General features: G+C 62.3%; 15 protein-coding genes. 9 read left to right on the top strand and 6 right to left on the bottom strand.

The features are described from left to right. Positions 1–31: 31 nt before the first annotated feature. The 5 genes from ACL2XF_RS05440 to ACL2XF_RS05460 form a co-directional block, all read right to left on the bottom strand. Positions 32–712 carry an AroM family protein gene (locus ACL2XF_RS05440; RefSeq protein ID WP_413723034.1) on the bottom strand — a complete coding sequence of 227 codons (681 nt, stop codon included), beginning with the start codon at positions 710–712 and terminating at the stop codon, positions 32–34. An 11-nt stretch (positions 713–723) separates the two neighbouring features. Beyond that, the gene (locus ACL2XF_RS05445) at positions 724–1,653 is read right to left on the bottom strand and encodes a DUF1177 domain-containing protein (RefSeq protein WP_410014693.1); all 930 of its coding nucleotides are present in this window, start codon (positions 1,651–1,653) and stop codon (positions 724–726) included. A gap of 67 nt (positions 1,654–1,720) precedes the next feature. Then, a complete protein-coding gene (locus tag ACL2XF_RS05450) occupies positions 1,721–3,310 on the bottom strand; it encodes an OPT/YSL family transporter (RefSeq protein WP_413728185.1) in 1,590 nt (529 codons plus the stop codon). Between the two features lie 65 nt (positions 3,311–3,375). Beyond that, positions 3,376–4,128, bottom strand: a complete 753-nt coding sequence (locus ACL2XF_RS05455) for an IclR family transcriptional regulator (RefSeq protein ID WP_410014695.1) — start codon at positions 4,126–4,128, stop codon at positions 3,376–3,378. Between the two features lie 145 nt (positions 4,129–4,273). Further along, positions 4,274–4,540 (bottom strand): hypothetical protein, encoded by a 267-nt coding sequence (locus tag ACL2XF_RS05460; RefSeq protein WP_413728186.1) that lies wholly within the window; start codon positions 4,538–4,540, stop codon positions 4,274–4,276. Positions 4,541–4,554: 14 nt separating this feature from the next. Here ACL2XF_RS05460 and ACL2XF_RS05465 point away from each other — a divergent pair, with 14 nt between their 5' ends. From ACL2XF_RS05465 to argE, 9 genes are all read left to right on the top strand, one after another. After that, a complete protein-coding gene (locus ACL2XF_RS05465; protein WP_410014697.1) occupies positions 4,555–5,430 on the top strand; it encodes a MurR/RpiR family transcriptional regulator in 876 nt (291 codons plus the stop codon). 48 nt (positions 5,431–5,478) lie between these two features. Next, the gene (locus tag ACL2XF_RS05470) at positions 5,479–6,447 is read left to right on the top strand and encodes an agmatinase (RefSeq protein ID WP_410014698.1); all 969 of its coding nucleotides are present in this window, start codon (positions 5,479–5,481) and stop codon (positions 6,445–6,447) included. Positions 6,448–6,528: 81 nt separating this feature from the next. Beyond that, positions 6,529–7,314: a transporter substrate-binding domain-containing protein gene (locus ACL2XF_RS05475; RefSeq protein WP_410014699.1), complete on the top strand. Its 786-nt coding sequence runs from the start codon at positions 6,529–6,531 to the stop codon at positions 7,312–7,314. Between the two features lie 131 nt (positions 7,315–7,445). Further along, positions 7,446–8,900, top strand: coding sequence for an MmgE/PrpD family protein (locus ACL2XF_RS05480; RefSeq protein ID WP_413728187.1), 1,455 nt, complete (start codon positions 7,446–7,448; stop codon positions 8,898–8,900). Next, positions 8,900–9,574 carry an amino acid ABC transporter permease gene (locus ACL2XF_RS05485; RefSeq protein ID WP_410014701.1) on the top strand — a complete coding sequence of 225 codons (675 nt, stop codon included), beginning with the start codon at positions 8,900–8,902 and terminating at the stop codon, positions 9,572–9,574. Before ACL2XF_RS05480 ends, ACL2XF_RS05485 begins: the two co-directional genes overlap by 1 nt. Then, positions 9,571–10,233 carry an amino acid ABC transporter permease gene (locus tag ACL2XF_RS05490; protein WP_413728188.1) on the top strand — a complete coding sequence of 221 codons (663 nt, stop codon included), beginning with the start codon at positions 9,571–9,573 and terminating at the stop codon, positions 10,231–10,233. Before ACL2XF_RS05485 ends, ACL2XF_RS05490 begins: the two co-directional genes overlap by 4 nt. Beyond that, positions 10,226–10,978, top strand: coding sequence for an amino acid ABC transporter ATP-binding protein (locus tag ACL2XF_RS05495; RefSeq protein WP_413723029.1), 753 nt, complete (start codon positions 10,226–10,228; stop codon positions 10,976–10,978). Before ACL2XF_RS05490 ends, ACL2XF_RS05495 begins: the two co-directional genes overlap by 8 nt. Positions 10,979–11,051: 73 nt before the next feature. Continuing rightward, positions 11,052–11,462, top strand: a complete 411-nt coding sequence (locus tag ACL2XF_RS05500; protein ID WP_410016801.1) for a RidA family protein — start codon at positions 11,052–11,054, stop codon at positions 11,460–11,462. 141 nt (positions 11,463–11,603) lie between these two features. After that, positions 11,604–12,752 (top strand): acetylornithine deacetylase, encoded by a 1,149-nt coding sequence (gene argE, locus ACL2XF_RS05505; protein WP_413728189.1) that lies wholly within the window; start codon positions 11,604–11,606, stop codon positions 12,750–12,752. Between the two features lie 92 nt (positions 12,753–12,844). On the opposite strand, the gene ACL2XF_RS05510 is transcribed toward argE, so the two are convergent. Then, a complete protein-coding gene (locus ACL2XF_RS05510) occupies positions 12,845–13,537 on the bottom strand; it encodes a cyclase family protein (RefSeq protein ID WP_413728190.1) in 693 nt (230 codons plus the stop codon).

Below are 13,537 nucleotides of genomic sequence, written 5' to 3' on the forward strand. Positions count from 1 at the left end.
TTTGCCGGTCGCGGCGCCATGGCTTCCATGGCTACAGTAGGGCGGCCAGCAGGCGGGCCAACAGGGCGTTCGATAATATCACCGGCAGGCCGGTGGCTTCACGCACTATCCGGCGATGCTGTTCGGTATAGCCCATGCAGTCCATGACAATCACGTCCGCGGCCTGGGTCTTCAGCGCCAGGGCGGCGGCGGTCAACTGCTGCGGCGTACTGTTGTACGGCGACGCGGCGGCATACACCGGCGGACGCGCCAGGGCGCGCCATTTTGCGCCTTCGCTCGCCATCTGCTCGGGCAACGGCACCAGGATGCCGGCCTGGCGCCCGTTCGTCAGCGCCGTTACCACCGGCGGCACCAGCAAATCGGGTTCCAGCAGCCAGGCCTGCCCACAGCCCAGACCGTGGAATTCACCGGTGCATAACAGCGCGATGGTGCGGCAGCCCACATGTTCAAGTTCATTGAGTTTTGCCTGGACCGCCTCGCGAACCGCGCTTTTACCCAGGATCACGGCGCTGCCGTCCAGCAGCCGGGTCGTCAGCACCGCCTCGCCGGGCCGGACGGGAAAGCGCCGGGCGATAGTGGCGTGATCCAGGCCGTCGAGCACGCCCAGATGGATGCATTCCACCCCCGCGGGCAGGTGCTCGGTCAGGATAGGGGTAATATCGGCGCGCGGCGCCTGGCCGATGGTCAGGGTACCCAGTAAGGTTGCGGACATAACGACCTCGCTTATTGACGTTGCTGTAAATGGGCCAGGGAACCATACAGTTCCAACAGGCGGGCGTATTCGGCGCTATCGTAAAAACTGCAGGTGCCGCGGGTAAACTCCTTGGCGACTTCCACCACGAATTTGGCGGCGGCGGCGATATCGGTTTCCTGGCTGGCGCCGGTGCCGCAACCGGGTACCGCGCTTTGCGCGCAAATGGCCACGCCCACCACCGGCGCCGCCGTGGCGATGGACGGCTGCAGGATACTGTTGAGATGGAAAACGCCGTTGCCGTAGGGAGTAATATCCTGCGTGGTAATGGGAAAGGTCACCGGCAGCCGTCCGCTGGTCATTTCCATAATGCGCAGCAGATCTTCCGCCACGCGCAGGATGTAGCCCTGTTTCACCGTGGGCGACAGGGCAAACCCATTATGGTTGATGATACGATTACCCTTGGTGGTGTCGATGGACAGCACCGCGTCCATTTCCGGCAGCACTTCCTGAGCGTTCATCTCTTCGGTTTCCACCGGCGAATCCATAAAATCCACCGGCTCATGCGGCCGGGTCGGCGCGTCGGGGCAAATATGGGTGGTGATGATCACATCGCCGGGCAGGCTATCGCCCTGGGTTTGCATATGCGCAAGCTTAACGGCGGCGGCGATGGCGGCTACGGCGCCGTCGGCGTCGGATACCAGGCCGATGCGGGTAGGGCGCGCGCCGATGCCGCCCAAACGCCCGACAATACCCAGCGTCGGGGCCGCGCCGCCGCCGCGTTTCCCCTGGGTGCCGGGGATAACGACTTTGACGAAATCGGTTTTGCCCTTGGGGCCGCTGATTTCGGTAATGCTGACCTGGGCCGCGGGATAGGCGGCCAGCAGTTGCGCCACCGTCTGCCCGCTGGCAAAGGCGGAGTCGAATGCTTCAAATACGTGCAGGGTCTGTAATAAAGTCATAAATATCTCTCAACGAAGGGTCAGGATAGCCCGGGTTGCAAAAACGCCATGGCCCGCGGATACCGCGTTATTTACCGCTCTTGCCGGCAAAAACCGAATTAAAGAAGCTGAACAGGGCATCGCCGGCAATCAGTCCGGCGGCAAAGACCTCCAGCTGATGACGGCGCTGCTCACCGCCAAGGCGCAGCACCACCAGGCGTATGGCGATACCGATCAATACCGCCCACCCGGCCAGCGGATTGGCAATCAGCAGGCCGGTGGCCAGCAGTACGCCCAACTGGCGCGAAGACCCGCCTATCCATTGGATCAGGGCGCCCGGCACCGCCCAGATCAGCAGTGATTTGGCAATGTCCGTGGACACGCCGGCCTGGATGGTGGCGGCATACACTTTAGCCACCGGCGGCACCAGCCCCTTGGCGAAGTAGCCCTGGTAGCTGAGGTAGACCACCGGCATGGCGATAACAAAGGCGATCAGGGCGGCGAACAGCTGCTGGCGGCGTCCTTCCAGCTCAAAAGCGATATCGGCGTTATTGCCGCGCAGGATAAACCCGGCTTTCAGATCGTATCCCATATCGGCGAACGCCGGCCCGGTGGCCACCGAGAAACCGCACAGCATGACCAGCGCCACCGGCGGAAACCCAATCATGATGCCGATAATCAGGGTAATAAGCGCCACGGCAAAAGCCGGGAACCAGCCGGAATGCATGGCCGCCAGGCCGACGATCAGTTCATGGATAAACGCGGCGAAAGCGGCATAGACGATAAAGGCCAATAACATGCCCATCGGCATTGCGGTATACAGCCCGCCGCCCAGCGCAATCAGCGTGGCAATAAGGATATACCCTGCCGCGCCAAGCCCGAGGGAGCCGAGAATATGGCGGCGGTCGGCGTCCGCCGCGCTCAGCGCATCGGCGGTGGCGGTGGCACGATCGAGTTTCTTACCGCGGATCATGGCGATCACCTGGCACAGCGCCACCAGGCCGGCGCCGATCATCATGCCGTGGGGAATATAGTTTTTATTAATATCGAACCCGGTTAACGGCAGGCTGTAACCGCGGATCAGCAGGCCGACGCCGAACATCGACAACGCCCAGATATTACCGATAAACGCCGTGCCCAGCGCCGCCATGGGGAACTTAAACCAGGAACCGACGGCGCCTATCAGCAAGCCGGCGCCGAGAATGCCCGCCTGTTGCCCACCCTGATCGCCGGCCTTGATGGATTCCGCCGCGGCGACGCCCGGCGGCCAGGCGCCGGCGGCCGGAAATACCGTGGTGTTGAACATGCGGTAGAGCAGATAACCGTCCAGCAGCATGGCCAGCGAAACGCCGATAAACATCGGCAGCACGAGATCCGGCCGGCCGAAAATATAAGGAATGCCGATGGGCAGCAGCAAGCTGTTGGCCGCGCCGAAGGTGGCGGATGAAATGGCGCTTTGCGCCAGGTTCTGGATATGTATGGAGCGGAAACGTTTGAACAGCTGCAGCGGCACCCGGGCGATGATCATCGCCACCAGCGCGCCGATAATCGAGGTATTGGGCGTGACGCCAAGCGTAGTCAGCAGCTGGATGCCGATGACCGCGCCAAAGATGCTGAGCACCGTGAGAAACAGCAAGGTGCCCGGGTTAAAGCTGCTGGGATGCTGACGATGTGACATAAACCACTCCTGAAAATAAAGCAAAATAACGGCGAAATGCGGCCACGGGACCCTGCGTCCGGCGGTTAGCGAAACCAGTAGGGGTCGCCGACCTTTTTGCCGATTTGCATCGCCGCCGCGCACAACAGCCGGGAAAGACGCTGGATTTCCGTGTCATCCGCCATCGAGGCCGGAAAGGTCAGGCAAAACGCCACGGTTTCGCCGCTGTGGGGGTCGCCCACAGCGCAGCTGACCGACGCCGCGCCGGCCACCGCTTCGTTAACCGCCGACGCCCAATGGCAGCGGCGCACGACCGCCAGCCGATCCATCAGCTGGGTGAAATGCATCGGCAGGTCGTTGGCGGGCGACAGCACGGCGCGGAACTGGGCGTTCAGCTGGGTATCCGGCAGCCGGGCCAGCAGCGCGCGGCCGGTGGAGGTGCCCCAGGCCGGCGAGCGGGATCCCGCGTTGCGGATCACCCGCAGCGCGTGCACGCCTGGGATAACGCGCAGTACCAGCACATCGTTGCCGTCAAGCACCGACAGGTAACCGGTATGCCCGGTTAATCCGCACAGTTCGCGCAGCGCCTGTTCGATAAGATCCGTTAATGAGGAATTGCGCCGCACCAGATGGGTCACTTCCAGCAGCATCAGCCCGGGCTGATAGGCGAGCGAGCTGGCGTCCCGGTCCAAAAAGCCCGCTTCGGCCAGTTGCTTTAGCACGCGGGAGGCGGTGCTTTTGGGGAATTGCAAATGTTCGACCAAATCGGTCACCGTCACGCCGCGTTTCAGGGTGCTCATCAGGCGCAAAATCGCGGCGGTACTGTTCAGTATGCTCATGCTTATCTCATAAAATGGAACTCGGTCCCGTTATATAAGATAAGCAAAGGGCGTGCCAGTAGCGTTGTAATTATATCTAATTGATAAATATTGGATTTTTTTAGAGGCCTGCTTCTTGGCGATATTACATGTAAAAGGCTATGCACTAAATAGGTGCTTTTGCACCATCATGAGGCACCGGCTCCCCGCTAAGCCGGGCATTGGCGCGGCGTGCCCAAGCGATGCCGCCGTCGCGCCACCCGCGGCAAAAATTAATTTGGCGCGGAAATGAATCAAAGGAATCATTTTGTCGCATCGTCTTCCCGACGGCGCCCTTCGCCAGCCGTACCTGCCGCCGCGAAAATGAATCAATTGAATCATTAGTAATCATTTTTGGCATACCTGTTGCAATCATGCTTATGACGATAGGCATTAGGGACCCCTTTTATGGATCAGCTCACGCTCACTCAGGCCATTAATGCCCAGTACGAGTCCCTGCCGAAACAGGTGCGGCTGGCGGCCAGATTTGTCCTGGATCACCCGCAGGAAGTGGCGGTGATGTCCATGCGTGAACAGGCGCGGCTGGCGGGGATCCCGCCCTCCACCATGACACGGCTGGCCAAGCGCCTTGGACTCAAAGGGTATGACGATATCCGCGCTGTTTTTGTCAACGCGGTGCGCGCGAAAGGCTATGAATACGGCTCAAGGGTGCCGGCGCTGGTGGAAATGAAACAGAAGGTGGGCGAGTCTTCCCTGCTGCTGGAGCTGGCCAATACCACTGCCGGGCATATCCAGGCATCCTGCCGGGACGACAACCTTGCCGCCATGGTGCGCGCCGCCGCCATCCTAGCGCAGGCGCGGGATATTTATTGTCTTGGCCTGCGCTCGTCTTTCCCGGTGGCGTTTCATTTTTGCCATGTGGCGTCCTATTTCAAGGATAACGTCCATTTGGTGGAAGGGGCCGGGGAGAGCGGCGTCATGGCGCTGATGCGCACTCTCGGACCAAAAGACGCCCTGCTGGTCTCCTGCCTGTCGCCTTATTCGCGGCGCACGGTGGCCCTGACCCGCTACCTGTCCCAGCAAAAGGTGAAAATCGTCGCCATCAGCGATAACGCCAGCTCGCCGGTGGCGCGTCTGGCCGGTGAGACCATCCTGGTGAAAAAAAAGACCGCCTCTTTTTTCGACACCATAACGCCTGCCTTTATGGTGAGCGAATTACTGGTGGCGCTGATGGCCGCCACCTCGAAAGTGGATGTACGCGCCCTGGTCAGCGAGACCGAGGAAACGCTATGGGCAATGGGGGAGTGGTGGAGCGTGGATTGACCCGCCGCCGTTACCCACGTTTTTAGACAACCAGTACAGGACATGACTATGACCCGCTATAAACCGGAACTGACCACCGCGCCGAAACACGGCCATAAAAGCCTGCTGTATTCGGAAGTGGTTACCGACCTCAATACCCTGGAGTCGGTGGATATCGCCGTGCTGGGTATCCCCTACGGTTCGCCTTACTCCATCGATGAGGTGACCAACGACCAGACCAATGCGCCCACCGCCGTGCGCCAGGCCACCGATCGCGCCGTGCGCAGCATCGAGCGCTATGATTTCGACATCGGCGGCCCGCTGATGGACAACCAGCCGATCCGGATGGTGGACTGCGGCGATATCGCCGGCGACGCGCGTGAACTGGGCGGCCATTATGACGCCGCCGAAGCGGTGGTGCGCAAAATCATTTCCCTGGGCGGCATGCCGCTGGTGATAGGCGGCGACCATGGCATACCCATTCCGGTATTGCGCGCGCTTGACACCCTGGGCCCCATTACCCTGGTCCATATTGATGCGCATCTGGACTGGCGCCAGGAGGTTAACGGCGTGACCGACGGTTACTCCAGCCCGATACGCCGCGCCTCGGAAATGGCGCATATCGGCGAAATTTTCCAGATCGGCCTGCGCGCCAACGGCTCGGCCCGCCAGGAGGAAGTGGACGCCGCGCTGGCGTATGGCGCGCATCTTATTACCGCCCACGAACTGCACGATGAGGGCGCGCAGTCGGTGCTCGATCGTATACCCGACGGCGGAAACTACTACATTACCCTCGATGCGGACGGTATCGATCCTACTATTATGCCTGCCGTCAACGGCCCGGCCCTGGGCGGCGTCACCTATTGCGAGGCGCGGAAAATCATCCACGGCCTGGTGAAAAAGGGCCGGGTGGTGGGCATGGATATCGTTGAGATCACGCCGAAAAAAGACCTGAACGGCATTACCGCCATTACCGCCTGCCGTTTTTTTGTCAACCTGATCGGCATGGCGGTGAGAGCGGGGTATTTCAGGAAATAACATCTAAGCCATTACTGCCGGCGCCGGCGCGGATGCGGCGCCGGACCTGGTTCCTTTTTTCGTCTACACAGGATAATCGTTATGAAAAGACACTTCGTGATAGCGCTGCTGATGGGCGCGCTGGCCGCTTTTACCCTGACGGCGGCCAACGCCGCCGATGTGCTCGATAACATCATGAGCCAGAAAACGCTGCGCGTGGCGGTGCCGGTGGATTACCCGCCCTATGGGTACGTAGGCGGCGATATGGCGCCGCAGGGGCTGGATATCGACGTGGCCAATCTGCTCGGGCAAAAGCTGGGCGCCAAGGTGATCCTGGTGCCGGTTACCGGACCGAACCGGGTGCCCTACCTGCAAACCGGTAAAGCGGACATGACCATCTCGTCGCTGGGCAAAACCGCCGAGCGGGCCAAGGTTATCGACTACAGCATCGCCTACGCGCCGTTTTTTGACGCGGTCTTCGGCGCCGACAAGACCCAGGCGGCCAATTTCGGTGAACTGGCCGGCAAAACCGTCGCCGTGACCCGCGGTTCAATGCAGGACGAAGAGCTAAGCCGGCTGGCGCCGGACGCGCAGGTAAAACGCTTTGAGGATAATAACAGCACCATCTCCGCCTTCTTGTCGGGCCAGACGCAGTTGGTGGCCATCGGCACCACGGTTGCCGCCGCGATGAAGCAAAAGCATCCGCAGTTGGACCTGCACCTGAAGGTAATTTTATCCAATTCGCCTTGTTACGTCGGGTTGCCAAAAGACCAACCCGCCCTGCTGGCCAAGGTCAACGAAATCCTGCGCGCCGCCAAGGCCGACGGCACCCTGGATAAGATTTCGCAAAAATGGCTGGGCGCCCCGGCGGGCGACCTGCCGGAATAAAACGGGATGCCGGCGCGCGGCATGACGATGACCACGGAGCGCGCACCGGCGCAGGGTCTGATGAACACCAGCGGACCCTGGCGGGCCCGGCTGGTTGACGACGCCAACAGGCCACGGCAGGAGCGGACATTATGACAACGACAGGTACTCCGGTTTGGCCAGAGCGGGGTGATAAACCCGGCGGGGCGGCCGTAGAAGTTGCCGCGCCGGGCGACACCCGGCCGCTGGCGCAGTGGGTGGCGGCCCTGGTTCCCGGGGAGATTCCGCAAGCGGTGAGCCGGGTGGCGCTGCGCTGCCTGGTGGACACCCTGGGCGTGATGCTGGCGGGTTCGGTTACCCCCGTCGCCGGCCGCGCCCGGCGGTTAACGGCGCAGACCTCGGCCGACGGTCACGCGGCGGTGGCGGGCGCCTCCCGGCGTCTTGCGGCGCCGGCGGCGGCGTTTGCCAATGGCGTCGCCGCCCACGCCCTCGATTTTGACGATAACTGTTATGCCGGATTTGTCCATGGCTCGGCGGTGATTGTTCCGGCGGCGCTGGCGGTGGCGCAGGCGCGCCATGCCGACGGCGCGGCGTTGCTGACCGCGCTGGTGGCCGGGGCGGAGTGCCAGTACCGCGTCGGCATGGCCCTTGGCCGCACCCTTTACGATCGCGGCTGGTGGACCACCGGCCTGCTTGGGGGCATCGGCGCGTGCGCGGCGGCCGCCAAACTGCTGGCGCTGGATGTGGACGCCACCGCGCATGCGTTAGGATTGGCGATTGCCGGCGCCGGCGGCATGAAATGCGCGTTTGGCAGCGACGCCAAACCACTGTTGGCGGGGCGCGCCGCCGAGGGCGGCGTGACGGCGGCGCTGCTGGCGCAACAGGGCGCGAACGGCCCCGCCGGCGCGCTGTCCCATGGCTACGGACTGGCGGCCCTGTGCAACAACGGCGAACTTGACGCCGGATGGCTGGCGCCGGGGGACGGACGCTGGTGCCTGCTGGCGCCGGGAGTGGATGTTAAACGCATCCCGGTCTGCCTCTCCTCACATGCGGCGGTGGACGGCGTGCTGGATCTGGCGAGGCGCCACCGGCTGGAACCGGACCAGATAGCCGGCATCGCCTGCGACGTGCCGCCGGTAGTCATGGCGAACCTGATCTACCCGCAGCCGCGCACCGCCCAGCAAGCGCAGTTTAGCCTGCCCTTCGCCATCGCGGCGTCGTTACTGTTCGGCGAACTGACCCTGGACCATCTGGACGACGGACTGATGACGGATAAGACCCTCATTGACCTGATGAGCCGGGTGAGCATGACCAGCGGCGCGCGCTGGGCCGACCCTGCGCTGTTCACCGACGCCCCGGAAGGCGCGGACGTGACGATAACCCTGCGCGACGGCGCTAAATTGCAGTGTTTTGTCGCCAAGGCCGCCGGCAGCGCCGCCCGCCCGCTGGAAGACCGGGCCCTGGGCGATAAATTTCTGCGCTGCGCCGCCCGCTGCCTGGCGCCGCAGGCGGCCGGACAACTGCTGGCGAGCCTGTGGCGGCTGCCCGTTATGACTGACGTGGCGACGCTGGTGCTGGCGGAACCGACACCAAAGGAGCATGGGTAATGGTTTTTGATTTTTCCCCGATTCTGCAGCAATGGCCGCTATTGCTTGGCGGTACGCTGGTCACCCTGGCCATGACGCTTGTGTCCACGCTGCTTGGACTGCTGCTTGGCATCGCCTGCGGCTGGGCGCGGGCCCACGGCGGCGTTTGGCTGCGTTTCGCGGTGGGGTGCTATGTCGAACTGGTGCGCAATACGCCGTATATCGTGCAGCTGTTTTTTATCTTTTTCGGCCTGCCCGCCCTGGGATTGCATATGTCGGCCGTGACCGCAAGCGTACTGTCGCTGGTGCTGAACCTCGGCGCCTACGCGGCCGAGATCACCCGCGCCGGCATTGAGGCCACGGCGCGCAGCCAGGTCGAAGCCGCCCAGAGCCTGGCGCTGGACCGCTGGCAGATTTTTACCCGCGTGGTGCTGCCGCCCGCGCTGTCGCGCGTCTGGCCGTCACTGATAAGCCAGGTGATTATCATCATGCTGGGATCGGCGGTTTGCAGCCAGATATCCACCGAGGAACTGTCGTTCAGCGCCAACCTGATCGCCAGTCGCTCTTTCCGCAATTTCGAAGCCTTTATCGTCGCCGCGGTGATTTACCTGGCGCTGGCGGTGATGGTGCGCCAGTTCCTCGGCTGGCTGGGGCCGCGGTTTATCTTCGGACCGTCGCTTGGGAAAAAATCATGAGTGATTTCTCTTTATGGGACATATACCGCAACCTGCTGCTGGCGCTGCGCTGGACCGTCGGCCTGTCGGCCATCGCGTTTGCCGGCGGCGGCATCGTCGGCGCCATCCTGTTGGTGCTCAGGCTATCGCACCGGCGCTGGCTGCAGGTGCTGGTGATCCTCTATGTCAATCTGTTCCAGGGCACGCCTTTGCTGCTGCAACTGTTTTTGACCTATTTCGGCCTGGCGCTGCTGGGCGTCGACACCTCGCCGCTGTTCGCCGCCAGCCTGTGCCTGACCTTGTATGCCAGCGCCTATCTTGCCGAAATCTGGCGCGGCAGCGTGGAGAGTATTCCCCGCCAGCAATGGGAGGCATCCGCCAGCCTGGCGTTAACCTTTGGCGAACAGCTGCGCTACGTCATCCTGCCCCAGGCGCTGCGAGTAGCGGTGGCGCCGACGGTGGGGTTTTTGGTCCAGGCGGTGAAGGCCACCGCCCTGGCGTCGGTGATAGGCTTCGTCGAGCTGACCCGCTCGGGACAAATTATTTCCAACGCCACCTTTGCCCCGTTCCTGGTCTACGGCAGCGTCGCGGCGCTTTATTTTATCCTGTGCTTTCCGCTGTCTTGGTGGAGCCGGCATTTAGAAAAACAACTCATCCAGGGAGCCGACGGACATGACTGATAGTACTCCTGCGGACACCGCCTTCGCGGTGGTCGATATTCGCGGCCTGCACAAGCGGTTTGGCGACAATGAGGTGCTCAAGGGCATTGATTTACAGATTAAACGCCAGGAAGTGGTCTGCATCCTGGGCAAGAGCGGCTCGGGTAAAAGCACGCTGCTGCGCTGCATCAACGGCCTGGAAAGTTTTGAGGAGGGCGAGCTGACGGTGGACGGACAGGCCATCCGGCAGCATGACCCGGCCGCCATGCGCGAGCTGCGCCAAAACGTCGGCATGATTTTCCAGAGCTTTAACCTGTTTCCGCACCTGACGGTGGGTAAAAACGTCATGCTGGCGCCGACGCTGGTGAAAAAAATGCCGCGCGAACAGGCGGAGCGCACGGCGCGCGTTTTGCTAAAACGCGTCGGCCTGGAAGAGAAATTCGCCACCTGGCCCGGCAATCTTTCCGGCGGCCAGCAGCAGCGGGTGGCGATTGCGCGCTCGCTGGCGATGAACCCCGAAGTGCTGCTGTGCGACGAAATCACCTCCGCCCTCGACCCCGAACTGGTGGGCGAAGTGCTGCAGGTGATCGAAGGGCTCGCCGCCGACGGCATGACCATCATCATGGTCACCCACGAAATGGGCTTTGCGCGCAAGGTCGCCGATCGCATCGTGTTTATGCACCAGGGGCGCGTCCATGAAATGGGAACCCCCGAGGACATTTTCGATCATCCGCGCACCGCGGAGTTAAAACAGTTCCTGGCGTGAAACGCCGGGCGAATGCCATACCCGGCCGGGGGCTTTCCGGCCACAAACCTAAAATCGCAACAATGGAGAACGCATCATGAGTCACACCCGTATCCGCCCCTTCAATACCAAGAAAACCTATCCCGAGCAGAATCTGGATAACGATTTGTGCCAGGCCGTGGTGGCCGGCAATATGGTGTTCCTGCGCGGCCAGATAGGCCAGGACCTGGATACCCGCGAATCGGTGGGCAAGGGTGATGTGGCCGCGCAAACCGAGCAGGCCATGTACAATATCAACATGCTGCTGGAAGAAGCGGGCAGCAAGCTTGAGGATATCTGTAAGATTACGGTCTATCTGACCGATGTGCGCTACCGCGAGACGGTCTACAACATTATGGGCCGCTGGCTGAAAGGCGTGTTCCCGGTATCCACCGGGCTGATGATCACCTCGCTGGCGCGCCCGGAGTGGTGGGTGGAGATCGATGTTATCGCCGTAAAATCATAACCTGCCCCGCGGCCTGGCCGGTTGCCGCGCAGCAAAAGGCGGGGCGCCCCGTCATCATAAGCACGCCGCGCGCGGGATAGAACGCCTTGATAGCAGCGGCGTTAACGCCGGCCCGATACCGTGAAACCAAAGGAGCCGTAATTGAGCGATGTCATAGAACTGCTGTCGACGCTGGTGGGTTATCCGACGCTAAGCCGCCGCTCCAACCTGGCGCTGATTGATTTTGTCGAATCCTATCTGGCCGGTTACGGTGTTGCCAGCCGCCGGGTTTACAGCGCCGACGGCGAGCGCGCCAATCTGTACGCCACCATCGGCCCCGTCGATCGGGGCGGTATCTGCCTGTCCGGCCATTCGGACGTGGTGCCGGCGCAGGGGCAGCCATGGCGCAGCGATCCCTTTGTCCTTACCCGGCGCGGCCAGCGTCTGTATGGCCGGGGCAGCACCGATATGAAGGGCTACCTGGCCTGCGTGCTGGCGATGGTGCCCCGCTTTATCCAGGCCGCCCGGGCCGCCGATGCCCGGCCGGTGCATATCGCCATCAGCTATGACGAGGAGATCGGCTGCGTCGGGGTGCGCGGGTTGCTTGCCGAGCTGGCGCGCGACCGGGCGCGGCCCACCGGGTGTATTATCGGCGAGCCGACCCTGATGCGCGTCGCCACCGCCCATAAGGGGAAAAGCGCCTGGCGCTGCACGGTGCAGGGGCAGGCGGCGCACTCCTCGCAAAATCATCTGGGCGTGAATGCCATCGACTACGCCGCCGAACTGGTTCTGTTCCTGCGCAATCAGGGACGGTTGTGGCGCGACGGCGATACCGACGCCCGCTACGAACCGCCCTGGTCAACGGTACAGGTGGGCACCATCCACGGCGGCAGCGCGGTCAACGTGGTGCCCGATAGGTGCGAGTTTGATTTTGAAATCCGCCCGCTGCCGCACACTCGCCACCACCTGCTGGCAAACGCGCTGGATAACGTGGCCCGGGAGCTGCTGCCCGCGATGCGCGAGGTGGCTGAAGGCGCGGATATCCGGCTGGAGCTACAGTCGGAATATCCCGGGCTGCGCGACGACGGCTCCATCGATGAGCTCAAACAACGCTGCGCCGGCGCGCTGGAACAGGTGTCCTTCGACTCGCTGTCATTCGGCACCGAGGCGGGACTGTTCCAGCAGGCGGGTATTCCGACGGTGGTGTGTGGACCGGGGTCCATCGCCCAGGCGCATAAAGCCGATGAATATGTCACCCTCGAACAGCTGGAACTTTGCCAGGCGTTCCTGGGCAAGGTGGTGGGCTGCTAAGCAGGCAGCGGGAGAGCGGCTATTGCGCCTTGAGCTGAGCCATTAGGCTGTGCGCGGCGCGGCAATAAACAGGCATTGCCGCGCCGGCGCCGTCACACCAGGGCCACGGCCCGGATGGGCGAGGCCGAACCGCCCTTGATGCGCAGCGGCAGGGCGAGGAATAAAAAGGTCTGCGGCAGGGCGTCAAGATTGGCCAGGTTTTCGATAATCAAGGCGCCGGCGCCCAGCACGATGTGATGGGAGGGATAATCGGCGTTGGTATAGGCATCCAACGACATGGCGTCCGTGCCAATGGCGTTGACGCCTTTATCGATCAGATAGCGGGCGCCGTCGGCGGACAGTCCGGGCCAATCGGCGATAAACGCCTGGTGGTGCGGTCTGTTGCGCCATTTTTTATCATAGCCGGTGCGAAATATCACGATATCCCCGGCGTTGATAGCGCCGTTCTGCGCCTCCCAGGCCGTAATCGCGGACAGGGCGATTTCCTGGCTTGGCTGCAGAAAAGAAACATCAATCTTGATGCCCCGGCCGATTAACCGCCGTGCCGCCACGGTCTCGATGGTGGCGCCGCCGGCGATAAAATGGGCGGGCGCATCCACATGGGTGCCGCAATGATCGCCCATATGCAGCAGGGTATTATAATTGCCATCGCCGCCGGCGATGGTCTCCTCGCTGCTTGTATGGAATTTGGGATGGGTCGGCCAGACCGGCATCAATTCTTCATAGAGATGGTTCAGCTCGATAATATCTTTCTTCAGCAACAGCTCGGCCAGTTCAGTATTCAT

The sequence above is a fragment of the Sodalis sp. RH19 genome, from assembly GCF_047324215.1.
Taxonomy (GTDB): domain Bacteria; phylum Pseudomonadota; class Gammaproteobacteria; order Enterobacterales; family Enterobacteriaceae; genus Acerihabitans.

Excerpts from the sequence above, each read along its gene's own strand:
- ACL2XF_RS05485 (WP_410014701.1), top strand. The coding sequence starts at position 8,900 with ATGGTTTTTGATTTTTCCCCGATTCTGCAGCAATGGCCGCTATTGCTT.
- ACL2XF_RS05440 (WP_413723034.1), bottom strand. The coding sequence starts at position 712 with ATGTCCGCAACCTTACTGGGTACCCTGACCATCGGCCAGGCGCCGCGC.
- ACL2XF_RS05465 (WP_410014697.1), top strand. The coding sequence starts at position 4,555 with ATGGATCAGCTCACGCTCACTCAGGCCATTAATGCCCAGTACGAGTCC.
- ACL2XF_RS05490 (WP_413728188.1), top strand. The coding sequence starts at position 9,571 with ATGAGTGATTTCTCTTTATGGGACATATACCGCAACCTGCTGCTGGCG.
- ACL2XF_RS05475 (WP_410014699.1), top strand. The coding sequence starts at position 6,529 with ATGAAAAGACACTTCGTGATAGCGCTGCTGATGGGCGCGCTGGCCGCT.
- ACL2XF_RS05510 (WP_413728190.1), bottom strand. The coding sequence starts at position 13,537 with ATGAATACTGAACTGGCCGAGCTGTTGCTGAAGAAAGATATTATCGAG.
- ACL2XF_RS05450 (WP_413728185.1), bottom strand. The coding sequence starts at position 3,310 with ATGTCACATCGTCAGCATCCCAGCAGCTTTAACCCGGGCACCTTGCTG.
- ACL2XF_RS05455 (WP_410014695.1), bottom strand. The coding sequence starts at position 4,128 with ATGAGCATACTGAACAGTACCGCCGCGATTTTGCGCCTGATGAGCACC.
- ACL2XF_RS05480 (WP_413728187.1), top strand. The coding sequence starts at position 7,446 with ATGACAACGACAGGTACTCCGGTTTGGCCAGAGCGGGGTGATAAACCC.
- ACL2XF_RS05460 (WP_413728186.1), bottom strand. The coding sequence starts at position 4,540 with ATGCCTATCGTCATAAGCATGATTGCAACAGGTATGCCAAAAATGATT.
- ACL2XF_RS05445 (WP_410014693.1), bottom strand. The coding sequence starts at position 1,653 with ATGACTTTATTACAGACCCTGCACGTATTTGAAGCATTCGACTCCGCC.
- ACL2XF_RS05495 (WP_413723029.1), top strand. The coding sequence starts at position 10,226 with ATGACTGATAGTACTCCTGCGGACACCGCCTTCGCGGTGGTCGATATT.
- ACL2XF_RS05470 (WP_410014698.1), top strand. The coding sequence starts at position 5,479 with ATGACCCGCTATAAACCGGAACTGACCACCGCGCCGAAACACGGCCAT.